Genomic DNA, 24,572 nt, shown 5'->3' on the forward strand with positions numbered 1-24,572 from the left:
CCTATCAGGCAAGGAAGAAGAAATCTCCTCCCCTGCCTTTTCTTTATAACAATACCCAGGCCTTCCGCCGCATCGAATTTACTGTTGGATTCGGTTGGCTAGACTTTTCTTAGCCGCTTCCAATGCATCTTTCACATCGCCGCCCTCAAGTGCTTTCGACTGCGCCTTCACTGCCTCATCTTTTGCGATGGAGAAATTCCCAGTATAATTCGCTGGTTTAATCTCGTCCATTTCAGCCGCAAACAACTGCCAAATGTTATCTTGCGTGAAGTAATCCCCTGCATTTTTGAATGTATCTGTTTGATATACAGTGTTAAGCGATGGGAACAGTCCGCCTTCGCTCATCGCCAACTCCTGCACATCATTGGAAGTACTGAAATATTTCAAGAACTTATAAGCTTCATCCGATTTTTCGCTCGCGGTCGGAATCATGAAATTACTACCACCATTGTTCGCCGCATGACTACCACCTTTTTCAACGGATGGAATCGGGAAAACGCTCCATTTCCCAGCTAAGTCAGGCGCTTGTTGAATCAGCGAACCCGAGAACCAAGCCCCAGTTGGTGCCGTCACGACTTCCCCATTTGCAAGCGCGCTCACCCACGGATCCCAGCCAGACGTATTTTTCGAAATGCCAGCATCCTTGATTTTTTGAATCGTGCTCATCGCTTTCACAGACTCATCCAACGTAAACGCGATGTCCCCTTTGTCATCAAAATAGAACGTGCCAAGCGTATTCAACATAATACGATATTGACCATCATCATTGTTATAATCCATACCAATCATATCTTTACCTGTTTTTTGCTTAATAGTTTTACCTGCTGCAATGTAATCATCCCACGTTTGAATCGCTTTAGGGTCTACACCAGCCTCTTTGAAAATATCCGTACGATAGAAAACGCCTGCAGGACCAGCGTCAAACGGGAATCCATAAATTTTATCTTTTTTACTTAAAAGACTAATTTTATAGTCTGGGAACTTACTTTTCTCATCGTCAAATCCCTTATCAGACAAATTAACAAACGCTTTCGGGAAATTTTCTAAGTAACCTTGCACTTGGTCATCTTCAATTAGCAGAATATCTGGCAAGCCCTTTCCCCCAGCTTGAAGGCCCGTCGTGATTTTTTGGTATGCATCCGTATTACTCATTTCGACAACTTTTAACTTGAATCCCTTATTATCCTTCTCATATTCCTTCGCAGCTTCCTCTAATGCTTTGACATTCACATTCCAAGCCCAAGCCGTCAATTCTTTCTTGTTCTCATTCACGCTATCCTTGGAACCACTTCCACAAGCTGCTAAAGCAAGCATGGCTACCATACTGACCATCAACAAAATCGTAAAACGTTTCTTCATTCCTTACCCCTCCATTTTTGTAATCGCTAACATTTCGTTAGTTTGTGAAAAGCTTTAATGTACTTCTCCAACAGAATATCAAGTTTTTAGTTAAAAGTCAATGATTTTTACCTTTTGTTTACTAAAAACGACAAAAAAGCCGATAAAATCAGCGGAATACCTGACCTCATCGGAATTTTATAGCGTTATTTGGAACTTTCTCTAATAATTAAGTCCGTTTCTAAAATCGTACGCTTCGCAATTTTTCGTCCGTTCATGCGCTCGTACAACATGTCCATGCCTTCCTCACCCATGAACTCGGTGTAGACACGAATCGTGCTGAGTGCCGGGGAAACATATTGAGAAACGCTAATATCATTGAATCCAACAATACTTACGCGCTCTGGAACTGAAATATTGTGTTCCGCAAGTGCCCGAAGACAACCAATCGCCATCGGATCATTCGCCACAAAAAAAGCAGTCGGTAAATCTTCTCCCAGTTGCTGAATCGCTTGCTTCATCTGTTCGTAACCCGATGGCACATCAAAACGCCCGCCAACCACAAACATGTTCTGCTTCTCATACAATCCGTGTTCCTTCATGTACGCCACATAAGCCACAGAACGCGGATCATTCATATTTCCATCTATTTCACTGCGCTCCTCAGCCCCTATAAAACCGATATTCGTATGCCCACCTTGGATAAAGTAATCGATCACATCACGCGTCGATTGCCGAAAATCAATCACAACCGAATCATATTTATTCAGCCGATAATCCGTATCCACAAAACAAATATTGCTATGAATCGCCTGCAACTGCTCCACTTGCTGCCACGTGAATTTACCGATGGCCAAAATCCCATCAATAGTCGCCGATGAAATCTTCCCTAGTTCATACAACGTCGAAATCTCAATCCCGTGATCCCGCGCCCGATTCTCCGCTCCAATCCGAATCGACATATAATAAATATCATTCAACTCTTCCTCTTCCGTATTCCACTGCACAATCGCAATTTTGCCAACCTTTTTCGTCGATTTCTGCTTATGTTTCGTATAATCCAAACTCTCTGCAATTTCAAAAATTTTACGTCGCGTTTCCTCTGAAGCCGAAAGCGTCTCATCATAATTCAACACCCGAGAAACCGTTGCAATCGAAACCCCCGCCAATTTCGCAATATCTGTCATCGTCGCCATTTTATCACCTTTTAAAAGTATTTAATAGCCTTATTATAGAGCTAAAGTAAAAAAATCGCCAGACAAAACAGTAAAATACTCAACTTTTTTTATTTATTTTACTAAAAACCCGACTCTGCAGTAGAATCGGGTTAACATACTTATTTTAGATCATCAAGTTCACGATACGCTTCCATGTACTTTCCACTATCCGCAACTTCCGCATGATACAGCGCCTTCAACGCATAACCCTTCTCCAAATCATGGTCCTCCATCAACTGTTTCAGCTTCTGTTGCAATCTCACATCTTCTCGCACTAACTGCTTCATCTGTGATTTAATATATCTCATTTTCTATTCCCTTCGTAAATCAAAGTTTCTTAACAAACTCCGATTTCAGTTTCATCGGACCAAAACCATCAATTTTGCAGTCGATATCGTGATCGCCGTCTACTAAGCGAATGTTTTTTACTTTGGTTCCGATTTTGACCACGGATGAACTTCCTTTTACTTTCAAGTCCTTAATCACCGTGATAGAATCGCCATCTGTTAAAACATTACCATTAGAATCGCGGACAACCTTCACGTCATCACTTGCTTCGGCCGCGTCAGCAGACCATTCGTGACCACATTCTGGACAAATAAATAGACCTCTATCTTCGTACGTGTATTCTGAATTACATTCTGGGCATTTTGGCAAATCAGCCATATTTTCGTTCCTCCATTCGATTTAATACTTCTATTATAGTACATTATCGCGAGGAACTCCATGCCGCGGCGATTTCTTTCTTTAACTCGTTCAATGCCATCTGAAAAACAACATCGTCTTCCCGCTTCGCCATCGTTAAAATTGTAATCACAATCTTGCCGTTATCAATCGTGTATATGAGACGCAAGCCATCCGCGCGAAATTTCAACTCCCGGCATCCTGCAAGTTCTCCACCTAGCGGTTTGCCAATCGTATCGCCGCGTTCAGCCAATCTTTTGATACCTTTTAAAAGCATTTGTTTCACCGAGCCATCCATTTTCTTAAGCTGTTTCGCCGCCAAGTTGGTTAATTCGATGTCGTAACTCATTCAAAAAGCTCCGCATCCGGCGTTCCATCGTCTGTGATTCCAGATAAATCTAGTGCTACCGTCGCACTCGTCCCATTTCGGATTGTCTGTAGCTCTACTCCTGCCTGTTTATAGTATTCCATTTCTTGTGCCTCCAGTGCTAAGTTGTACATTGCTAGATAATCATCATAACTTAAAATCACCGTGTCAATTTGATTCTTATTCGATACAAAAATTGGATTACTCCGCGCTTGCTTCTTAATTTTGCTAAATTCTTTGTTTACTTCGCTTGTACTCACAAGCTGGCTTGGTTTCAATGACGGTTCTACAAACATCATTTGAATCACGCTCCTCTATTAGAGTATAACACGATTAACTTTAAAATCATAGTATAAATCAATTTTAAAATTAATGATTAAATTGACTCGAAAAATAAAAAAGCCGCATAGTTGTTAGCTACGCGACTTCGTATATGTTATCTCCGGCCAAATCGTACGACACCCGCAATCATCGTTAAACCAATAACGACTAGCCAGCCTGATTCTGCCCCTGTATCACCAGTTGCAGGGAGTTTAGAAGTGGCGGTTATCCTGTCTGGTACCACTTTTTCACTCGGCAACTCTGTTTTCTTGCCTGTTATTTTCTCTTCTATCGTTGGTTTTTTCTTGTCTGGTGGTGTGATTTCCGCAGGGGTTTTATGATTTTCAAAGCTGATTTCTATCGTTTCTGGTTTGCCGTTCGCAGTGTTAGAAATCGTAAAAGGAATCTGCTTGTTGTCTAATTCGTATCCTGTCGGCGCTTTTGTTTCCACGAAATAGTAATCCCCTGGCGCTAAATGAGGCACTTCTATTTTGCCGTCACGATTAGATGTTAAGCCGCTCAAAACTAGCTCCTCGTCTTGATTCATTAAATCGAACTGTGCATCGGCGAGCGGTCGCTTGTCTGTATCCGTTTTGGTTAGCGTCACCGAACCTTGATAGTTCACAAATACGCCCAAGTCCAGCTCTTGCGGTTTCCCAACACTGCTGGCTTCAATCGTAAACTTGATCGCTTGCCCGTTTAAAAGATACCCGCGCGGTGCTTCAATCTCTAGTAATTGGTACGCGCCAGGTTCGAGATTCCCCACGCTAACCGTACCATCTTTATCTGACGTCACTTCTTGTAGCGCATTTCCAGCTCCATCAACGAGTTTGAAAACCGCTCCTTCCAAAGCATTTCCTGCTGCATCTTGCTTGTGCAATACGGCCGAGCCTTGATAGTTAACCATTTCGCCTGCCTCGACTTTTTCGGGCTTGCCTTGCGCGCTATTTTCTACCGTGAATCCAATTGGCGTCGTGTCTAAAATATATCCTGATGGCGCCTCGATTTCGATAAACTGATAATCACCTGGCGCTAAATTGGTTGCCTCGATTCGCCCTGTATCGTCCGTCACAAGGCGATCTTGCACCGTTTCGCCCGACGCGTCTACCACTTTAAATACCGCTCCAGATAACAGATTCCCGTCATCGCCTTTTTTCACCAGCTGCGCGCTTCCTTGATAGTTAATAAATGCTCCGACTGTGACATCTGGAATCACGCCCGTTGCCTCTTTTTCAACCGTAAAAGGAATCGGATCCGTGTTGATAATATACCCATTTGGCGCCGCTATTTCGACGAATCGGTAATGCGCTGGAATAAGCCCACTAACCTCCAACTTTCCGCTAGCATCACTTGTATATGTCTCATCTGGACGAATATCGGCCCAGTCATCCCCAACGCGCCACTGCAATTTAAAAATGGCTCCCGCTAAAGCTTCCTGTTGCTCATTTTGCTTGGTAAGCGTCACTTTATTAGGACTGTTTACGAGTTTTTCGAAGTTATTTGCGCGACTACTCTCTTTAGAAATAGTCACTTTTTTCCCGTTAGCAAGTTCCTCAGAAACGCTGTATCCATCTGGTGCTTCAACTTCTTTCAAAATATACGTTCCATATGGCAAATTGCCGAATGTGAGTTTGCCGTTTTTATCGACTGTTCCTGTGCGAATAACCAGCTGATCATTCTTATCCCGCAGCTCAAATTTCGCGTTTTGAAGTGGCCTATTATCATCGCTCACCTTTTCAAAAGAGATGCTGCCTTTCGTGCCAACCGCTGTACCGCCGCCTTCTGAGACAATCACATCCACCGTCGTATCATCGCCACCTGTGACCTGCTCCTCGTGGTTCCCGGTGATTTTGACATCGTTTGAAACGGTATCTTTGGCGCCCGTCATCAGAACCATCGTGCGGTATTGAATCACGTATGCCTCGTTCAATTGATGCGCAAAAATGACTTTCAACTCTTGTTGCCCCGTCGCGTTATCCGTCGTCAGCTCCAACGTATAATCCAGGCCTTCTAGAAGCGGCATCCGTTGATTCGTCTCAAGCGAGCCATCTTCGTTCACAACCGTATGATAAATCGCAACCGAATCCAGATCAATCGATTGGTTCGTAGATGGGCGATCCGTCACAACAACATCATCGAGTTGCGACAAACTAGGATTCACCATGATTTCCCAGTTCACAAAGCCATCCTCATCTTGTTTCCCAGATTTCATCGCCAATTTGCCACCATGTGTCACCGAAACGTCCGCACTCAGCGTATGATCTGGATAATTATTATTTTTGAAAACCGCATCGTTTTTGTAATTCGTAGAAACCAGTTCACCCTCCACACTCGTATCAAATGTCACCAAATACATCGCGGATTTTCCGTGCGGGAAGTTCACCGTCAGCGTATTTTTATTGCGCTTCGAAGGCTCATTAATCACAAAATCGGAGTAATCGCTAATCTCCTTCCCTTTTTTGACAGAACCATCCGGATTCACCGTATACGTATAAATTTTCACAGAGCCTTTCACAAACTTCTGATTCCCTAAAATCGGATCGACAATCTGCGCATTATCCAAATCTGCCCCATCATAATTAATGCCAATTTCCCACGTAATCAGACGCGTTCTGGCATTATACGAACCATTTTTAAAACCGTTATATTTCGCAGGCTGATTCGGATCAAACGTCGCGTCATCCTTGCTACTATGCGGATTACCATTCTCATCCTGCCAAGTAGAAGACGCATTATTTTTGAAACGCTTATCCGAATCCTTGCTGTTCACATTGCGCATATCAAATGTCGTGCTGTACGAAATCTTGAACGCGTGGTTCGTCTCCGTCTTATACCCATTCAAAAATTCAATCGTGAACACGTTCGCCACCCCATCATAAACAAGCGCATAATCCATGCCCGCAACCAGCTCCCGTTTCGCATCCACATCATAAACAACCATCGAATCTGGAATCAACGTCAAACCATCGCTCAACGTGTCCGTCATTTTCCAATTTTTCATCACATAATGGTTTTTATTCACATCGATATCCCAAGAAACCGTCTTATTATCATAATCCACAGCACCCAGTTTCTTCACCAAATTCTGCTGATACATCGTCCCCGTCGAGCCACCGTGTTGCCCTGTGCTCACATCCACACTATTTGACACATCTATATCATCCGTAATAATACCATCGATTCCCGTCTTATACTTGATTTTCACAGCCCCGTCCACATCATGCAAAAAACGAATCTCGAAGCCCCTCTCCGTCTCCAACAACTCGTAATCCGTTCCCGCAACAAGTGGCGCGCCCTGAACCTCTTTCCCATTCTGATCAAACGTCACATTATACAATCTCACCGAATTCGTCAGCAACACCATTTTGTCCGATCCGAACGTATCCATCAGCACCGCATCGTCCTTATCAATATGCTTCTCGCCATAATTATACTTAATCGTCCATTCAAAAACTTGCTTATCCGGATCATAATTCGTCGATGATTTCGCCAAAACTTTCCCGTAACTCGCGTCAACCGTTGCCGAAGCCGTCACATCATCAACCCCGTCACCACTCAACGTCGCACGGTTCTCAAACTTAATCGTACCACCATCCAGCGGCTTTTTATCATCCTGAATCGACGTATCATAAACAAGTCGGTACGCGCCATCAATCGGATTCGTAAACGTCACGTTCCCGTCCGCATCCAGCGTATAGCCCGTCGTCACCAATTTTTCACTGCCCGGAATCACGTTCCCACGCAAATCAACATCCACCGTATAAACCTTCACCGAGTCAAACGTCAAGCCATCCGGAAAAGCCTCCGTCACGCGCGCATTCTCAATCGTGTCCAAGCCCTTATTAATATCCACATTCCAAATCACCCGATCCGGATTCTTCGCCTTATCAAAATGCCCGTTCTTATCAATCGTAGCGCCCACTTCAGGCTTAATTATCACTTCCGTACTCGGCAAATTCTCCTCACCCGGCACTTTTATCGTCGTATCACCAGGCCCATCAATCGCATGCTCATCAAAACCAGCCTCAAAATGCAGCGTTCCATGCACATCCGAGCTACCTTTGACCGCATCCGTAAACGTAATCGTCACCGTGCCATCCTTGTTCACAACAGCCTTTCCGTACTCGCCCAAATCGATCGTCATATTTTGGTTAACCATCACATTATCAGGCAACTTAAACGTATAATAATCACCCGCATTGACCAGCGCCCCAACATCATCCGGAATACTCCAATCAAACGCAAAATGAATTTTATCATCCACGGTTGGCTCTGTAACAACCTCGCCGTCCTTATTCGTATACGTCACACGCATATCCGTTAAAATCGTCTGCTCCTTATCCTCATAGCCAAGCGACGCAAATAAATCCTTCAAATCCCGCGGTCCATCCTTCAAAACCGGCGTCTTCACAACATCTGGGGTAACAACAGGCTCCTGCTTCGGCACAACATCCGCCTTCCCAACATCCTTCGAAATCACATGCACACCATCCGAAAACGTTGCCTTACCCGCTTTCCCATCATACACACCTTTGATTTGAAAATTGAAAACTGTACTCATTTTAGCCGGAATCGAAAATGTAATCACATTCCCATCCAACTCATATTTCCCAATCTCTTGCTGATCCGCATCCAAAATAATACCATCCAAAGCCACAGATAACGCTACATTATCCGAAACAGTAATGCGAGCTGGAATCACGTCCTCCGTATCATTTTTCGCCTCACCAGCAATCGTATAATCATTTGTTCCCTCTTTCACAACCACATCCGTCAACGTAACGCCATTTCCCTCTTTTTTATCATTCGTTGCCTGTGCCATAACCACTTGCGGTAAAATCATTTGTAGTACCAAGAGAAGAGCGGCGAAAAGACTAAAAATCCTTTTCATCCTAATACCCCTTCCAACGAACCAATCCCCACTTACACATGACCAAGCAACTTGCTATGTACTTAAAAAAACCGCATGAATAAAGAAAGCATTCGTCCTTCTTAATACCGTAAGTCTACACTTAAAAACCCTCAAAAACTAGTGGTATAGCCAAAAATGTGAGTATTGTAATGTTTTTTACACGTCAATCCGATAAAGCGACAGAATCAAGAGCAAACCGCGTCAAAACGCCATTCCTCATTTTCATTTCCACATTGTACACGATTACATCCCAAATCTCCTTTTTCAAATTTGGGTATATGGACTTACAATATCCACAATGAACCTGAACGCCCTCATATCAACGCTTACATCCAATTTTTTCAATCCTTAAATTAACAAAAAGGAATTAATTCCACGTCCCCACTTAACAAATCGCGCTAATACATTTATAATGAAACAGAGTAAGCGAAACTCCTAATCAGAAAGAGAGTGGTAATATGGGCCGCAAATGGGCAAATATTAAAGAAAAGAAAGCATCAAAAGACGCAAATAACAGTCGTATTTACGCAAAATTCGGGGTTGAAATCTACGTAGCCGCCAAACAAGGCGATCCAGATCCCCATTCCAACCAAAAACTGCGCTTCGTTATTGAACGCGCCAAAACATACAACGTACCAAAACACATCATCGACCGCGCCATCGAAAAAGCAAAAGGAACCGGCGATGAAAACTATTCCGAGCTACGTTACGAAGGCTTCGGCCCAAACGGCTCGATGGTTATTGTAGATGCCTTAACAAACAACGTAAACCGCACAGCATCAGACGTCCGTGCCGCTTACAGCAAAAATGGCGGAAACATGGGCGTGAGTGGTTCTGTGGCATACATGTTCGACAACACCGCGATTTTCGGAATTCCCGATAAAGATGCCGATGAGTTGTTGGAATCATTAATGGAAGCCGATATCGATGTTCGCGACGTGGTAGATGAAGATGGTCAAGCGATCGTTTACGCAGAACCAGAAGATTTCCACAGCGTGCAAGAAGCGCTCAAAGCCACTGGGATTGAAGAGTTTTCAGTAGCCGAGATTGAAATGATTGCACAGAATGAAGTAACATTGGATGGCGACGATTTAGTGAAATTCGAGAAGATGCTGGATGCGCTGGAAGATTTAGAAGACGTGCAGAAAGTGTATCATAATGTGGATTTAGGGGAGTAATCTCTATAAAAATAAACGCGATGTCCATTACTCGAGACAACGCGTTTATTTATTTCTATACCAACTCAAAAGGGGTTGTTTTTAGTTAGTATTTAATGTAGAATAGAGCTTAACAAGTGAATGTTTTGAGTAGTTGGCTAAATCCTTGCAAGATTGCGTGGTGATGCCTATGATTGTTTGTCCCTTCATTCGATTCGATATGAGTGGAGGTGATACTGTGGACGTTGGTACGGCAATAGAATTAATGCTCCTTTTCGGAATGTACACCCTTGCCTTGTTGACTTACATGAAAAATGATCGAAAAAAATAAACTACTCATCTGCTTTTGAGAGGCTATTGAATAGTTTATCAATAATAAAAAATAGCTGATCATCCTTAACATGATCTTGTTAGGAGAGTTGTGTTGGTAGCATAGCTCTCTTTTCAATATCATTATAACAACTTCTCCTTCTTTTTGCAACACTAAAATACATTCCATTCAAATTGAGCTTTTATTCCTTTTGCAATTCCAACCCTTTACGATCAATTTGAATCCAATACGCAACAATTTTCTCATCCCTCACCAAATAAACAGCACTGGCAATCTCGATGACCTCTTCCCCATTTTCATTCTCTCCAATTTGCCGCCATCTCACATACACCTTCGCCCCATCAGCAAGAATCTCCTGAACCTCGAGCGAAAAGTCGCCATACTCATCCAGCATTTCCTGAACATGATCCGCGTAATCTTGCGGTGAGCGCGTGACACTATATTCATTTTCAGCTTGGACTTGATGCGCAACAACCGTCTCTGCCATGAACTCCGACGCACGTTCTATTTCTTTCCCAGACCGCACAATCTTGAAAAATTCGCTTACAATCTCTTTTCCACTTTTCGGCATCGTAAAACTCCTTCACAGATTGGATTTTCTACCGATTATAGCATATACTTTCGAGTAGGCGTTTAGAATTTGGCTTGGAGGAAATAGACTAGTTAGACGAGGGGGTTCAAAAATGGAAAAGACGGATAGACGAAGAACGTTAGCACTGGTTTCTATCATGCTTGGTGCTTTTATATCATTACTTGATACAACGATTGTCAATGTCGCCCTACCTGACATCACAACTGCGCTTCATGCAACAAGTGAGTCGATTGAGTGGATTATTTCGGGTTACGCATTGGCGTTTGGGGTCGTCCTTATTTTAGCGGGACGATTAGGTGATCGCTTCGGTCGGAAAAATATTTATATCTTTGGGATTTTGCTATTTTTAATTATGAGTATCACGGCCGGGTACGCGCAGACGGAGAAAAGCTTGATTATTTCCCGGGTAATACAGGGGCTTGCGGCGGGATTATTCTTCCCGCAAATCAACGCGGTCATTATGGACATGTATCACGGCAAACAACTCGGAAAAATATTCGGGATACTGGGCTCGGTGATTGGTGTGGCAACGGCGATTGGGCCACTTGCAGGCGGACTTTTGATTGAGTTATTTGGACCTGATAATGGTTGGCGCGCTGTGTTTTTCGTCAATGTACCGATTGTTTTAGTGACCTTGGTGCTGGCGATGCTGTACTTGCCGAAACACCAAGCGCCTAAAGAGAAAGTGCGATTTGATATTCCAGGCGTATTTGGGTTGACGCTCGCCTTGATGCTATTACTATACCCCGTTATATCGCGCGGTTCTGACGGGTTCCGATTCGTCGATTATATGTGGATGGCGTCTTCTATACCGTTTTTCCTATTGTTGTATTGGTGGAGCGTCCGCCAAGCAAAACGCGGGAATCAGCCGTTAATTTCACCGAACTTGCTTAAAAATCAACCATTTGTATCCGGAATGGTGCTTTCGTTAGTTTATTTTGCAGCATTTACGAGTATTTTCTTCATTCTCTCGGTGACATGGCAAACTGGTTTTGGCCAGTCCGCGATTGCATCTGGGCTTGCTATTACACCATTTGCGATTGGGAGTGTCGTTGCCGCGGCGAACAGTAATCGGTTTATTATGAAAATCGGGCGCCGGCTTTTGCATCTTGGTGTGACGTTGGTGATAATCGGATTGTCAGCGGTTTCCGTTGTTTTTCAGATGCATGATGGTGTTTTTTCAGCGTGGTGGCTTGCGCTTCCGTTGTTGATTGCAGGACTTGGAAGTGGTTTGATTATTGCGCCTCTGAACAGTTTTACGCTTTCGACGGTAGTTGGGCCAGAGCGCGGTGGTGCCAGCGGAATGTTTAATACGGCGCAACGTGTTGGTTCCTCTTTTGGGATTGCGGTTGTCGGTTCGGTATTTTTCAGAACGCTCGGCGATGCTACCGGCGTATCGCAAGCCAAAGCATTCTCAGACGGTTTGCAGACGAGTATGTACGTGAATATTGCGCTACTGGTGGTTTGTTTTGTGTTGGTTTTTAGATTGCCGAAGAAGATATGATCAGAAAAACGGTTCATTCCAAGATGCGAATGAACCGTTTTATTTTATAACTCTGTATACTTTTTACTGCTCCCCTTGCTGCTTTCTACCGGATATTTCAAACTGTTCTTGTGCAGCTTTTCCTCGATTATCTCACCAACATCCATGTTTAAATCTGACGCTAACATCAGCGAATATATAAGCACATCCGCAATCTCTTCCTTTACATTTTCCATGTCACCATTTAGGACTTCTTCACTTGTTTTCCATTGAAAATTTTCTAGTAATTCCGCAGCTTCCAATGAAATCGAAATGGATAAATCTTTCGGGTTATGGAATTGCCGCCAATCACGTTCTTCCCTAAAGGCGTTTATTTTAGCCAATATATCATCCAATTCAGAATCCCTCCTAAAAATTAATCGTTTAATGAATCTAGTTTCTGACGCAGTTTTGGATCAGTCGCATAAATATATAAGCCATGAATTCCTCGCTTCATCAGGACATTAATAGAATTTAAAATTATTTGTGTTTTTACTTCTTCTGCCTGATTAGCAGGAATATCCTCACGGGCTTTGAATGCCTCCGAATCTTTATAGTTGGCGGTTATAATCTCCAATTCGTCTTTTTCAAAATTGTAGGATACCGATGGACCTAGGATGACGCCGACGTAATTCAAATCAAAGCCTTGAATCGTGTAAATCGAACCTACTTCATGAATCGTTTCTTCAACTTCCGCCCATGTTTTTTTATAGTGAGTACGATTCCAAGGGAGTTTGAAATTAGGCTCCTCTATAAAATAGTCTTTCTTATCTTTTTTGTGTAGGTAATCAAACGTAGATACTAATCTAGACAGGCCGTATTTCTTATTTTTTTGCTGAATTTTCTTGTACATTTCGCCAGCATCTGAAAAAATTTCAAGTTCAAAGCTATCTTTTCTTGCGTTCGTGACCGATTTTGGCAACGGTAGAACTTTTTTATTCGTAAATGCGTCCATCCAATTTAGAATTTCCTCTTCTGCTCGAATCCTGAATTGATTAGTTAGCATGAGTACTTCACTATGAATGCCATGTTTAACATAATCAATTAGCTTATCATCCCAATAACTCTTGAATTTTAATACTTGTTTTCGATCGTATACGACAATTGTAATCTTACTTTGCTTGATGATTTCTTCCAAATGATTGTCTTGATTGAAATTATTGTAGCTATCTTTTTTCGAAAGTAGTAAATGAGCCTCGTCAACAAATACAATATCAGCTACAGCCTTCTCTGGACTTGTTTTTCTATTGATAAAACTTGTTGGTTTCATGAAATTCTTTTTCTTTAAATTTGGTAATGTCTCTGAAATTTCTTTATATGTTTTCAGCATTTCTTGATGGTTTACGAGTAAATAATTTTCCGCACCATATAATTTCGAACCTTTGTCTTGTGAGAGATCTTGTATAGTATTGAAAGTCGAACTTAGGACGACACTTTTCCCAGTGCCCGCGTCCCCCTCAATGAAAAAAATACTGTGCTTATCATCGTCAATATGCCGTTTGCAATAGTCAATAATATGATGCTTCAAATCCATCTGTTCTGCGGATAGTTCTTTATACGGCGATATTTTGAAAACATCCTTATTCCGCAGATCTTCAAGAGACTCCCTGACAATATTTTGTTCGCGAAGTTCATCCCAAATGGAGTCGAAAAACGTTTGATCGTAATATTCTTTGTTGTAGTAATCGTGCATTTTATTATCCAAGGTTTGACTGACATTTTGAAGATTATATCTTTTCTCAGCAATAAAAAAGTTGATTAGATTCGTTTCTACATTGTAGGTTGCCGACTGGTTGAACTTTTCGTTACCAATGAACAAGGCGGTTTTTAATGGCTTGCGTTGTGTATCACTTAAATGTTGTTTCATTCTTCGTTGCAAATGAACTGTCTGCCCAATGTATGCGGCTGGTTTTTTGGACTCGTTATAGAGAATGTAGACGATTGGATAGTTGTTGAAATACGCCGAGTCGATTTCTTGAATTGGTTCTTTTTCAAATTTTGTGAGTTGGATTAGTTTTGAAGTCATGTTCATTTCCCCTATTGAATTATTGATTGGGCGGTATCATATTTAGCGATACCACCCATTCTTGCAACATCAGTTAGTTATCCTTTCTATTTGCTTAATCAAATTTTCTTTTGCCCTATCCTTGTTAAACCACCAATCAATAGTCCACACAGATATCTTTTTCCAACCTAAATCCCCTAGGATAGAGGATGTACCGATTTCTCTGTCATATACCGTATCATTCGCCAAGTAGTTCTCATCATCTAAAGCGATGTAGCATAAATATTCTTTTGAATTTTGGTCACTCTTAACTGCAAGATCTATTTTAAATGACGATGTCCCAATACCCGTTTCTACAGCATAGCCTTGCATCACAAGAAAATCCATAATTTCTGTTAAAATAGCTTTGTTATTTGTTCCATATTTTCTATCTTCCATCAATGTTAACGGCTGTTTCCCACGTTTAGCAAACATCATAAAGGATTTCAAATCATGAACTCCCTGGGCTTTTGTCTTTGATGTATCAATAACATCTGGTTCGATTGAGGCAAAAATAACAATCTCTTTTTTTGCACGTGTTATAGCAACGTTTAATCTTCTCCATCCCGAGTTACTACTATTAAGAGGGCCAAAGTTCATTGTCATCTTACCATCATTATCCGGACCATATCCGACAGAAAACAGAATGACCTCTCGTTCGTCACCTTGGACATTTTCTAAGTTTTTAACAAATATTTGTTCTCCAATATCGTCCTTAAAATACATCTCCAATTCTGGTGAAGCCGTCAACCTTTCATCTATGATATCCTGTATCAAATTTTGTTGTTGTTGATTGAAAGTTACAACTCCAATACTCTTACTTTGGTATGGATCTCTGATACGTGCAAATATCTCGTCCACTATTGCCATTGCCTCTATTTTATTTTGTCTCGTACCTCCACGATCATATACACCATCCACTTTTCTAAATGACACTCTAGATCTTTGGTTATCAACAGATGGGAAGGTAACGAGCTTATTATCATAGTATCTAGAATTAGAAAATGAAATAAGACTCTCATGTTCGCTTCTATAGTGCCATTCTAAATGACTTTCAGGTAAGTGCAGTGTCAGGCAATCATCCAGAACACTATCTAGTTCCATCTGTTCGAAATCAGTTTCCTCTGATTTTGCTTTAAAAAACGAGGTTGGTGGTAGTTGATTAGGATCTCCGACTATAATGACATTTTTGCCTCTAGCCATTGCCCCTACAGCTTCATTCGTTGGTAGCTGTGATGCTTCGTCAAAAATAACTAAATCGAATTGCTCAAAATCTGGGCTTAAATATTGAGCAACTGAAATCGGACTCATTAGCATCACTGGCTTAACTTGCGATATCAAAGATGACACCTTGTTGAATAGATTGCGGATAGAGATGCCTCTACCATTACTTTTTATAGCTTTAGACAAATAAGCCACACTGTCATCTGTTTTTGCAAGCTCTGCTATATTAGGAATTGTAGTATTTACACGTGCCTTAATAACATCATCAACCATACTACGATATTCACAATCTAATTGAATAAATTCTTTTACGCTGTCTTCTATCTTCTCTTTAGAAAAATTCGCTAATTCTGGCTTAGATGAAATATCTAAATCAATTAAGTGATAATATACGGATTTTAAATACGTATCTACCAAATCTAAGTTATAAATATCACTATTTAAAAACGGGCTTAGTACAAAATCCAATACATCTGCATTTTTTGCATTTCTAGTTTCATTGAAAATCAAAGCATTTCTTAGTGTTCCCAATTTTGATATTTGTGTTTCTAAAACTTGTTTCAAGCTGACAAGCCATTCAATTTCTGATGTGTACCTGTCACTATTAGTCAGACTATCTAATATTTTCATGTTCCCACTAATATTTACTATATATTTTTTTAGGATCTTGTTCTGAACTTTAGCCTCTTCACTATCTAGCTGGTCAAGGTTTACCGCAAGTGTGTCAATTATATTTTTCATATCTCGGTCTATAGTACGTGTCCCGACACTTGGATTATTTTTACTAATACAATCATGCAGATTCGTGTGTACGTCTAACAGCAAGTCTAATTTTTTATTCAATAATCCCCAGTCTTCATTTCCAGTTTTAAAATCTTTACCAAAAACTTTAGACAATACGTTTGTTTCGGTTGTGTACTTAGTAAAACTATCATGATATTGCTCTAGTTCTTCAAGTAAACCTGCAATTTTATCATCTAGCATATCAGCCTCTTTTTTATGCTGAATAATAGATTTCTTCAAATTTTTCATTTTGAAATACTTTGGTAAAAACCAGGTATTATCGACATCCTTCAGGCGCGCTTTAAGTTCCAGCAAATCTACTGTCAGTATAGATTCATCATAATCCGCTAAAATATTCTTTCGATAGCGTTCTGCATTTTGACCATTGTATAGCCCAGTTTTTAAGGTGTCATAGTGTTCTTTAAATGTATCATCTATTATCGTTAAATCCGTATACCCTATTTCTTCCAATCGTATTAATGCATCTACTAAGTTCTTCATTGACTCAGCGTTTTTAAATTCTATATCTAAGCCCAATGTTCCCAACTTAGCTTTTAAGCATATATCTAACTGAGTAATATCTTCCACGGTTGCTATTAGACAACTCGACAAACTATCCTCTAATTCACGACTATACCGTTTATCTGTAACAAATAACCAAGGCGAACTTACTAACGGCGCAATAGGGCTCGCTGCCGCATCAATTTTTTTCAATAACTCTATATTCTCATAGTGTTGCTCTTTATTTAATGAACTTAAGAACTGTGCATCTATTTTTATTGGATGGATAGAATTATCAATATCACTATACCTATTTATCATATCAAAAATTGAAAATCCAATATGATTTTTTTCATGCAAAAGCTGAGTAACCTTATTTAGTTCTTGCTTACTTAGTTTTATTTTTGCCATGTGTTCTTCCCAATTATTAGTAGGAACTAATGTATTCTCTCCAAATATATTTTTAAATTGGCCTAACACTTCTTTCTTTTGGCTCTTGTTTGAATGTATTTCTAAACAATAATCAGCTAATCCTACATCCTTTAAACGCTGGTAGACAACATTTAGCGCTGCCATTTTCGCAGCAACAAAAAGTATTTTCTGACCGTTCGCTAAACCATGTGCAATTATATTCGTAATCGTTTGTGACTTCCCAGATCCTGGTGGTCCATGCAGTACAAAGCTTTGTTTTTTATCTACCGCAGAGATAACCGCATTTAGTTGTGTGCTATCCGCACTTAACGGCGCATAAATTATACTTGTTTCATCTTCCTCTAGATTAATATGAGACATCGTTTCTGGCTCATCGCTAAAACTTTTTTTACCATCTATTAAACTTTTTACAACCTTATTTCCTAACAAGAGTTCTTTATTAGTAACCAAATCGTTCCACAGAATGAAATTGGAAAACGAAAAATTTCCTATTGCAGCTTTTTCTATAACATTCCAACGTTCAATATTTAGAATCTTTCTTCTAACCATATTTATAACCAAGTCAACATCTATTCCAAAATCATCTTTTGGTAAATCGTATAAAAAACTCAAATCCAAACTAAACGTCCGCTTCATATACTCTATTAAGGATATATTGACCTGCACTTCTTCATCATATTTTTCGATGTAGTATCCTTTAGCCACAGATATTCTCACTATATTGATTGGCAGTAAAATAAGCGGTGCATACCTTACTGTTTCACTTTTTGTAGTTTCATACCACTCAATAAAGCCAATTGCTAAGAACAAAGAATTAGCCCCATTTTCAGCCAGATCATCTTTTGTTTTTCTGTATGTTTTCACCAGTTCTTTTCGTAACGCCCCTTCGCCTAATACAGATCTTAAACGACTATTTTTCAAATCTTCATCGCCAAGTGATTTTAGTATTTCATTCTTTTCGCTTGGGGTACTGCGTCTATTTGCAATAATATCCTCTGGAGTTGGTACTATCCCTATCTTCTGCCCAGATTGGATCAAATCCTCTAATTTAGCCAATTTGGTTGAGGCTGAGACAATACCTTTTTTATTAATATTATAGTTCAATAGAGGGTTTCGCAATGTAAAATCTAGTAAATTTCTTTGCCATAGCTCCATCTTCTCTAACTTCTCAACAGAATGATTCATAAATTCATCATTATTGTTAACTACCTCATCTGATTCTGGAATATTGAAGACAATCGGGTCACTATCTTCAGCTATTTCATTATTTTGAATTAGTAGTTTTTCAATAGAAATTGGTTTTATAGAAGAAATTCTACAACGATAAATATCTATCCATACTTCAAAATTCGATTTTGTATAATTTTGATTTGCAGAATCTACTGCTTCTTGAAAGCTCTTATTTTTCTGCGTTATGTACGTAGTCTCAATCAAAATTAAATCTGATATTTTCTCTGTAATTCGTTTTGCAATAGATGCATAGTCATCTGAAATAACATCCTCAAAACAATACTCCTTGAGCCACACACCGAGATTGGCATGGCCTTTATAAAACACAATAATAGGACGTAAACCCAACAATTCTATGCACGCTGCCATTAATAGAGTTAAGTCTAGACAGGTTCCTAATTTGTATTCTTTTATCGTTTGTGGAAACCGTATTTTTTGAGTACTCCGTTCAAAACTAGCTGGTGGAGTTGAGTACGCTATTTCTTCTTGCTTAAGTGCTTCATATATAGCTTGTATTTGATATGTTACATATTTTTTATTACCTGATTGATAACCATCGAAAACAGCATCATTTTTCAATTTGCCGATAATAGTGGCTGCCTTTGATTGGATTTCGTGACAGTATTTTGAATTCGGTAGAATAAATGCACTTGTCATTTCTGGTAAATAATTAATTCCAGACCATTCATTATAAGCTAAAATATCAATCGGATACATATGACTTAAACTCTCTTCTTCATTGATGGAAAGGGACACGCTTAATTGAGCCCGCTCACCCTCCGTTTGGCTTTTTAAGTATTCAGCAGAAATAGCTATATCAGGCCTTATCAAAATATCTTGCTCACTTGGAAGTAAAGAAATATGTTGTTTATACACATCAATAAACAAAGGATCCGTAGTAATACTTAGCTTTATATCACGCAAATCCTGAGCTGTATTATTAGTAATAATTATTTCATCGATCACTTTGACACCATTTTGTTGTAGACCATAATTTATTTTGCTGGAGTAATTAATCTCAATACTTAATGCTTCAAGTACGACTGGTTCTGCTAGTTTCATGACTTATCCCCCTATATTTTCCCGCCCAGTTGCCATCATGGGCATCGTTTATTCTCATTATACCAAAAAAAGAAATATTATCCTACATTTTCCACAATAATATTTCACTAACACTTTGTAAATCACATCACAATAATGCTATAATAACCCCATCACCAAAAAAGGAGTTGACCACTCATCCATGTTTAACAAATACAAACCACTAAACCTCTATACCAATTTCGCGGAGGCTGCGGAGCGTTTTCCGAGCCAGGCGATCTACTTCGACGAGCCACTTACTGCTTTCCCCGAACTTCAATTGCACACTACATACGCGGATTCCAAAAATGCTCTTATCCAAAAAGCGACGCAATTGCGCAAAATCGGTGTCAAAAAAGGCGAGAAGGTCATCGTTTATAAGTCGGCTAAATTCGATACGTACCTCTTGGCTGTTGCTGTTTCTTATCTCGGCGCGGTGCCAATCATGATCTCGGCGCATCTTCCTGCTGAAACAATGGATATCCTTGTCGCGCGGCTGGATAATCCTTGGATGGTTTTCGATGGGGATACGGCGGCAAAAGCGCAGAGTCTGAAAAACCTGCCTGCTTCGAAATTAATCGCGGTCGAGGAGATTCTCGCAACGACTTTTGATCAGCTTTGTGAGCAGGACTTTCTCACGCCGGACGCGATTTCCTACATGACGCATACTTCTGGGACGACTGGGGTTCCGAAGCTTATTGCGCACTCGGCGAACTCGATGGGGTGGCGTACGAAGTGGCAAAAGAACATTTTGAGTCTCATCCGCAAGCGTGGTTTGGTCGCATTTCATATTTCGCCGGTGCATTCGCGCTTTAATATCGGGATTTCGTCGCTGATGGCGAAGGGTTTTCCGCTACTTCCTATTGCGAATCCGAGCCGCGCCAACATTACTAAAGTTCTCACGGAGTTTGCGCCGTTGGTTCTGGAAACACATCCGAATCATTTTGTGCAGTGGGCGTCGCTTGCTCGCGAAGAACCTAGCGTTTTTGAAAGTGTGAAGTATTATCATTCCACGTTTGACGCGATTAACAAAGAGACGATGGCAACATTTTTGCGGTGCTCGGAGTATCGCTTGCCGGTGTTTTTGCAGGTTTATGGGCAGAGTGAATGTGGTCCGATGATTATGCGTTTCCATACGAAATCTACGCTTAAGCGGACGAACGCGCGCGCGATGGGCGTTGGGATGCCTGGCTTGACGAAGGCTCGGATTGTGGACCAGGACGGGAAACCGGTTGCGGCTGGGACTAGTGGCAATATCCAGATGTTCTCAAAAGGTCGAGCGTTGACGTACTACAAAGAGACGCCGCGCTTCGAGGAAAATGTCTACGGTGCTTGGTGGGACAGCGGTGATTACGGTGTCAAAAGTCGGCTCGGGGGCCTTTCCTTGCTTGACCGCCAAGTCGATCTCGTTGATAAAATTGACAGCACACTCGCGATTGAGGATGCCTTGCTTGATGAACTGACTTTTCTAGATGAAGTCGTGATTATTCGGGGCAAAAATGGGAGTCCGCAGCCGATTGTGGCGGTGAATGAGAGCGCGGAAATGAATTGGGATTTGTGGTGGAAAAAAGTGTCCGATTTACCGCATCTCAATGAACCAATTCTCATGAAATACGACGAAATGCCACGGACGGCGACGATGAAAATTCAGCGTTTGGAATTGGAACGCTCGCTTCAAAATAGCGAAATGTAGACGCAAAAAAGGATAACCGCCTCGCTCAGATGGTTATCCTTTTTCGCTATTCCGTTTTACGTTTGTAAATTTGCATCGAAGCTATCATCGCGACGATGAAAATCCCTCCGCACCAGGCGATTGCCGTCCAGACTTCGCCGGTGTTCACGTTTCCAACTAGCAGAGAACGGACACTTTCAATAATCGGCGTCATCGGCTGGTTTTCCGCAAATGCTCGAACGACTTTGTTCATCGAATCTGTTGGGGCGAACGCCGAGCTGATGAATAGTAGCAATAGGATGAGGTAGCTAAACGATGCTGATCCTTCTGCACTTTTCGCGAGCAATCCTGATATCACAGCAATCCAAGTCATCGCTAACGTGAACAGTAGTAAAATCAAAATCACGACGAGCCAGCCAGCGAATCCTGCTTCTGGCCTGAATCCTAATAGGAACGCGACCAAAACAATCACAAGCGTCGAGATCAAATTGAACACAACTGACGTCACGACATGCCCTGTCAAAATGGACGATTTCGCAATAGGCATCGAGTGAAAGCGGTCAATAATCCCCGTCGTAACATCCTGACTTAACCTTACTGCCGTGTACGCCGTCCCCATCGCGATACATAAAAACATGATCCCCGGGACGACATAGTTAATATAATTTTCCGAGCCAGTATCAATCGAACCTCCAAAAACATATACAAACATCAACATAATCATCAACGGCATCGCAATAGTTGTAATGATTGTATCCACACTACGAAAGGCATGCTTCATGTTGCGCCCAACCATTGCCTGCATATCATTCCAATAATTCCGCATCATGCTTCACCCTTTCTATCGATAATTGTGAGGAATACGTCCTCCAGTGTTGGCGATTTTTGCGAAAATTCAAGTACCGCAACGTTCGCCGCTTCCAACTCCCCTAAAATCGCCATCAATTGCGCCGTGCTACCATCAATCGTCACCGTCACCAACTGCTCATCCACATTCAAAGTCGGCTCAAAGTCAGCCAGCGCTGCATGTGCCGCCGTAACCTCGGCTTCCTCTGCAAAACGCAATTCCAAATGACCGTTCGGCAACATCCGCTTCAATTCAGCAACCGTGCCATTCGCGACAATTTTCCCATCGTTCAGAATCGCTATTTGGTTCGCCAATTGCTCCGCTTCTTCCAAATATTGCGTCGTCAAAAACACCGTCGTCCCATTGCTTGCGAGCTCCCGAATAATTTTCCACATTGCTAAACGACTCTGCGGATCAAGCCCAGTCGTAGGCTCATCCAAAAAGATAACCTCGGGATTCCCGACCAAGCTCATCGCAAGGTCAAGCCTACGTCTCATCCCCCCAGAATACGTCGAAAGCGCCCGATCCGCCGCATCCGTCAAGCCAAACCGCGCCAACAACTCATCCGCAATCCCCTTCGCATCTGGCAAATGCCGTAATTTCGCAATCAATCGCAAATTTTCGCGTCCAGTCAAAATTTCGTCGACCGCCGCATTCTGCCCCGTTAAACTAATCGCCGCGCGCACCAAATTCGCCTGCTTCACAACGTCCGCGTCACAAATCTGCGCATCGCCACCATCTGGCTTCAAAAGCGTCGCTAGAATCCGAATTGTGGTTGTTTTCCCGGCACCGTTTGACCCTAACAGCGCGAAAACTGTGCCTTTTTCAACGGTGAAACTGATTTTTTTCAACACTTCTACATTTTTATAAGACTTCTCCAAATTATGGACTGAAATCGTATTTTGTACCATTTTACACGCTTCCTTTACATTAGAATTATTCCGTCAAGATTGGCTTTCCGATTCGTTTTCAAGCTTTCATAAGACGCCAAATCCATGACTGCACCAGTGAAATCCGCACGTTTTACGTAACTTCCTTTGAAAGAAACATTTTCAAACGTTGCATCTCGAAAACTCGCGCCAACAAGCCCCGTGCTTCTGAAATTAGTGCCTTTAAATACCTCGCCGTCAAAATTCACTTTTGATAAATCAGAGTAACTGAAGTCCGCTTGGTCAAATATCGCATTTGTGAAATTCGTCTTGCTTAAAGCTGATTGTTTCATTTCAGCAAACGTCAAATCCGCGCCTTCAAACGACGTATACGTAAGCTCAGAAGCGTTAAATTTCGAGTTTCCTAAGTTCGCATAGCTAAAATCCGCGCCTTTTAACATCGCAACCGAGACATTCACACCTTGCATGAAAGCACCTCTAAAGCTCGGCGAACCCTCACCTTTTTTTGCGTATACACCTTTTAGAGAACCGTTATGAAATTCCGCCTGCTCAAAAGAAGCGCCAGTTAGATTCACATAATCCAATTTCGCATCAATAAACACACGATGATCAAAATTAACCCCAGCCAAGTTGGAATGTTTAAAATTCACACTGCGAAACTCGCCTTCGTCAAATCGGCTATTTCTCAAGTCAGAATTACTGAAATTAAAGCCTTCTACTACTCTTCTTCGGACTGTTCCGTCATTATTCGCCGCACGTTGCTTCGCTTCTTCAATTTCTTGCCAAGCAGGATTATCTTCCAAGGACATCTTCCGCTTCACGCCAATGCTTTCGATGACTTCTGAAATATCACCTAGCGAATGAATCGTCAACTCGTATGCTTCCTCGGCATCGTAACCTTGCTCTTCTAACTCGCCGTATTTCTCTTGTAAATCATGCACGAGCTCTTCTTTTAGCTCGCTAATTTCCGCTGAATCCTCGTATGCGCTGAACTGCCCATCAATGTACCCAATTAATTTCTCCGTCATTTTTCCTAACCTCTTTCCTCATAATAATTGCTCGAGAATGCGTTTTGCTGATTCCCACTGCCGTTTATTTTCTGCGTATAGTTCCTCGCCTTTTTCAGTTAATGTATAATATTTTCGCCGTCCGCCCTTGGTAGCATCGTCGCCCCAGTATGAAGCAATACATTCCTCTTTCTCCAAACGCTTCAAACTGGAATACATCGTGGCTTCTTTCAGTTCATATTCCCCGTCCGAATTAAGATGAATCAACTTCAAAATGTCATATCCATATTTATCGCCGCTCATCAGTAACTTCAAAATAATCGTATCCGTATGTCCTCTCAGCAAATCAGAGGAAAGTTTCTTATCAGCCATGTGATCGCCTCCATACGTATAATATACACCACATTACTATGACAGTCAA

19 protein-coding genes are annotated in these 24,572 nt (G+C 41.4%); 4 read left to right on the forward strand and 15 right to left on the reverse strand.

Going from position 1 to position 24,572, the window contains the following annotated elements:
• Positions 1 to 78: 78 nt before the first annotated feature.
• The 7 genes from DUK53_RS05820 to DUK53_RS05850 all read right to left on the reverse strand — a co-directional run bounded on the left by DUK53_RS05820 (position 79) and on the right by DUK53_RS05850 (position 8,818).
• Positions 79 to 1,359, reverse strand: a complete 1,281-nt coding sequence (locus tag DUK53_RS05820) for an ABC transporter substrate-binding protein (protein ID WP_036092191.1) — start codon at positions 1,357 to 1,359, stop codon at positions 79 to 81.
• Between the two features lie 185 nt (positions 1,360 to 1,544).
• The gene (locus tag DUK53_RS05825; protein ID WP_036092188.1) at positions 1,545 to 2,534 is read right to left on the reverse strand and encodes a LacI family DNA-binding transcriptional regulator; all 990 of its coding nucleotides are present in this window, start codon (positions 2,532 to 2,534) and stop codon (positions 1,545 to 1,547) included.
• Between the two features lie 140 nt (positions 2,535 to 2,674).
• Entirely contained in the window at positions 2,675 to 2,863 is a 189-nt protein-coding gene (locus DUK53_RS05830) for a hypothetical protein (protein WP_036092185.1), read from the reverse strand.
• Positions 2,864 to 2,882: 19 nt separating this feature from the next.
• Positions 2,883 to 3,221 (reverse strand): zinc ribbon domain-containing protein YjdM, encoded by a 339-nt coding sequence (locus DUK53_RS05835; RefSeq protein ID WP_036078022.1) that lies wholly within the window; start codon positions 3,219 to 3,221, stop codon positions 2,883 to 2,885.
• Positions 3,222 to 3,264: 43 nt separating this feature from the next.
• Entirely contained in the window at positions 3,265 to 3,588 is a 324-nt protein-coding gene (locus DUK53_RS05840) for a type II toxin-antitoxin system RelE family toxin (protein ID WP_052164989.1), read from the reverse strand.
• Positions 3,585 to 3,905, reverse strand: coding sequence for a hypothetical protein (locus tag DUK53_RS05845; protein ID WP_036092184.1), 321 nt, complete (start codon positions 3,903 to 3,905; stop codon positions 3,585 to 3,587). Before DUK53_RS05845 ends, DUK53_RS05840 begins: the two co-directional genes overlap by 4 nt.
• Positions 3,906 to 4,042: 137 nt before the next feature.
• A complete protein-coding gene (locus DUK53_RS05850; protein WP_052164988.1) occupies positions 4,043 to 8,818 on the reverse strand; it encodes a SpaA isopeptide-forming pilin-related protein in 4,776 nt (1,591 codons plus the stop codon).
• Positions 8,819 to 9,297: 479 nt separating this feature from the next.
• Between DUK53_RS05850 and DUK53_RS05855 the strand changes: the two genes are divergently transcribed.
• Positions 9,298 to 10,017: a YebC/PmpR family DNA-binding transcriptional regulator gene (locus DUK53_RS05855; RefSeq protein WP_036132641.1), complete on the forward strand. Its 720-nt coding sequence runs from the start codon at positions 9,298 to 9,300 to the stop codon at positions 10,015 to 10,017.
• A 199-nt stretch (positions 10,018 to 10,216) separates the two neighbouring features.
• Positions 10,217 to 10,327 (forward strand): putative holin-like toxin, encoded by a 111-nt coding sequence (locus tag DUK53_RS17915; RefSeq protein ID WP_221640900.1) that lies wholly within the window; start codon positions 10,217 to 10,219, stop codon positions 10,325 to 10,327.
• 181 nt (positions 10,328 to 10,508) lie between these two features.
• Here the strand turns inward: DUK53_RS17915 and DUK53_RS05860 are convergent, their stop codons facing one another.
• Positions 10,509 to 10,898 carry an ester cyclase gene (locus DUK53_RS05860; protein ID WP_036132640.1) on the reverse strand — a complete coding sequence of 130 codons (390 nt, stop codon included), beginning with the start codon at positions 10,896 to 10,898 and terminating at the stop codon, positions 10,509 to 10,511.
• Between the two features lie 112 nt (positions 10,899 to 11,010).
• On the opposite strand from DUK53_RS05860, the gene DUK53_RS05865 reads away from it, so the two are divergent.
• Positions 11,011 to 12,423 (forward strand): MFS transporter, encoded by a 1,413-nt coding sequence (locus DUK53_RS05865; protein WP_036132639.1) that lies wholly within the window; start codon positions 11,011 to 11,013, stop codon positions 12,421 to 12,423.
• A gap of 44 nt (positions 12,424 to 12,467) precedes the next feature.
• Here the strand turns inward: DUK53_RS05865 and DUK53_RS05870 are convergent, their stop codons facing one another.
• The 3 genes from DUK53_RS05870 to DUK53_RS05880 form a co-directional block, all read right to left on the reverse strand.
• On the reverse strand, positions 12,468 to 12,818 hold the full coding sequence (locus tag DUK53_RS05870; RefSeq protein WP_081964451.1) for a nucleotide pyrophosphohydrolase: 351 nt from the start codon (positions 12,816 to 12,818) through the stop codon (positions 12,468 to 12,470).
• The gene (locus tag DUK53_RS05875) at positions 12,818 to 14,467 is read right to left on the reverse strand and encodes a DUF2075 domain-containing protein (protein WP_124892624.1); all 1,650 of its coding nucleotides are present in this window, start codon (positions 14,465 to 14,467) and stop codon (positions 12,818 to 12,820) included. The genes DUK53_RS05870 and DUK53_RS05875 overlap by 1 nt, the downstream gene beginning before the upstream one ends.
• 69 nt (positions 14,468 to 14,536) lie before the next feature.
• Positions 14,537 to 19,717, reverse strand: a complete 5,181-nt coding sequence (locus DUK53_RS05880; RefSeq protein ID WP_036132635.1) for a DUF4011 domain-containing protein — start codon at positions 19,715 to 19,717, stop codon at positions 14,537 to 14,539.
• A 181-nt stretch (positions 19,718 to 19,898) separates the two neighbouring features.
• Between DUK53_RS05880 and DUK53_RS05885 the strand changes: the two genes are divergently transcribed.
• Positions 19,899 to 21,428, forward strand: coding sequence for an AMP-binding protein (locus tag DUK53_RS05885; protein ID WP_036090460.1), 1,530 nt, complete (start codon positions 19,899 to 19,901; stop codon positions 21,426 to 21,428).
• 46 nt (positions 21,429 to 21,474) lie between these two features.
• Here DUK53_RS05885 and DUK53_RS05890 read toward each other — a convergent pair whose 3' ends face one another.
• The 4 genes from DUK53_RS05890 to DUK53_RS05905 are packed head-to-tail and all read right to left on the reverse strand — an operon-like array spanning position 21,475 to position 24,523.
• On the reverse strand, positions 21,475 to 22,236 hold the full coding sequence (locus DUK53_RS05890; protein WP_036090458.1) for an ABC transporter permease: 762 nt from the start codon (positions 22,234 to 22,236) through the stop codon (positions 21,475 to 21,477).
• Positions 22,233 to 23,165, reverse strand: a complete 933-nt coding sequence (locus DUK53_RS05895) for a daunorubicin resistance protein DrrA family ABC transporter ATP-binding protein (protein WP_036132634.1) — start codon at positions 23,163 to 23,165, stop codon at positions 22,233 to 22,235. The genes DUK53_RS05890 and DUK53_RS05895 overlap by 4 nt, the downstream gene beginning before the upstream one ends.
• Before the next feature lie 14 nt (positions 23,166 to 23,179).
• Positions 23,180 to 24,172 (reverse strand): pentapeptide repeat-containing protein, encoded by a 993-nt coding sequence (locus tag DUK53_RS05900; RefSeq protein WP_036090454.1) that lies wholly within the window; start codon positions 24,170 to 24,172, stop codon positions 23,180 to 23,182.
• Positions 24,173 to 24,190: 18 nt separating this feature from the next.
• On the reverse strand, positions 24,191 to 24,523 hold the full coding sequence (locus tag DUK53_RS05905; protein ID WP_036059077.1) for a PadR family transcriptional regulator: 333 nt from the start codon (positions 24,521 to 24,523) through the stop codon (positions 24,191 to 24,193).
• Positions 24,524 to 24,572 lie beyond the last annotated feature (49 nt).

The sequence above is a fragment of the Listeria sp. SHR_NRA_18 genome, assembly GCF_003856515.1.
GTDB lineage: Bacteria > Bacillota > Bacilli > Lactobacillales > Listeriaceae > Listeria_A > Listeria_A newyorkensis.

Excerpts from the sequence above, each read along its gene's own strand:
- DUK53_RS05820 (WP_036092191.1), bottom strand. The coding sequence starts at position 1,359 with ATGAAGAAACGTTTTACGATTTTGTTGATGGTCAGTATGGTAGCCATG.
- DUK53_RS05825 (WP_036092188.1), bottom strand. The coding sequence starts at position 2,534 with ATGGCGACGATGACAGATATTGCGAAATTGGCGGGGGTTTCGATTGCA.
- DUK53_RS05830 (WP_036092185.1), bottom strand. The coding sequence starts at position 2,863 with ATGAGATATATTAAATCACAGATGAAGCAGTTAGTGCGAGAAGATGTG.
- DUK53_RS05835 (WP_036078022.1), bottom strand. The coding sequence starts at position 3,221 with ATGGCTGATTTGCCAAAATGCCCAGAATGTAATTCAGAATACACGTAC.
- DUK53_RS05840 (WP_052164989.1), bottom strand. The coding sequence starts at position 3,588 with ATGAGTTACGACATCGAATTAACCAACTTGGCGGCGAAACAGCTTAAG.
- DUK53_RS05845 (WP_036092184.1), bottom strand. The coding sequence starts at position 3,905 with ATGATGTTTGTAGAACCGTCATTGAAACCAAGCCAGCTTGTGAGTACA.
- DUK53_RS05850 (WP_052164988.1), bottom strand. The coding sequence starts at position 8,818 with ATGAAAAGGATTTTTAGTCTTTTCGCCGCTCTTCTCTTGGTACTACAA.
- DUK53_RS05855 (WP_036132641.1), top strand. The coding sequence starts at position 9,298 with ATGGGCCGCAAATGGGCAAATATTAAAGAAAAGAAAGCATCAAAAGAC.
- DUK53_RS17915 (WP_221640900.1), top strand. The coding sequence starts at position 10,217 with ATGAGTGGAGGTGATACTGTGGACGTTGGTACGGCAATAGAATTAATG.
- DUK53_RS05860 (WP_036132640.1), bottom strand. The coding sequence starts at position 10,898 with ATGCCGAAAAGTGGAAAAGAGATTGTAAGCGAATTTTTCAAGATTGTG.
- DUK53_RS05865 (WP_036132639.1), top strand. The coding sequence starts at position 11,011 with ATGGAAAAGACGGATAGACGAAGAACGTTAGCACTGGTTTCTATCATG.
- DUK53_RS05875 (WP_124892624.1), bottom strand. The coding sequence starts at position 14,467 with ATGACTTCAAAACTAATCCAACTCACAAAATTTGAAAAAGAACCAATT.
- DUK53_RS05880 (WP_036132635.1), bottom strand. The coding sequence starts at position 19,717 with ATGAAACTAGCAGAACCAGTCGTACTTGAAGCATTAAGTATTGAGATT.
- DUK53_RS05885 (WP_036090460.1), top strand. The coding sequence starts at position 19,899 with ATGTTTAACAAATACAAACCACTAAACCTCTATACCAATTTCGCGGAG.
- DUK53_RS05890 (WP_036090458.1), bottom strand. The coding sequence starts at position 22,236 with ATGATGCGGAATTATTGGAATGATATGCAGGCAATGGTTGGGCGCAAC.
- DUK53_RS05895 (WP_036132634.1), bottom strand. The coding sequence starts at position 23,165 with ATGGTACAAAATACGATTTCAGTCCATAATTTGGAGAAGTCTTATAAA.
- DUK53_RS05900 (WP_036090454.1), bottom strand. The coding sequence starts at position 24,172 with ATGACGGAGAAATTAATTGGGTACATTGATGGGCAGTTCAGCGCATAC.
- DUK53_RS05905 (WP_036059077.1), bottom strand. The coding sequence starts at position 24,523 with ATGGCTGATAAGAAACTTTCCTCTGATTTGCTGAGAGGACATACGGAT.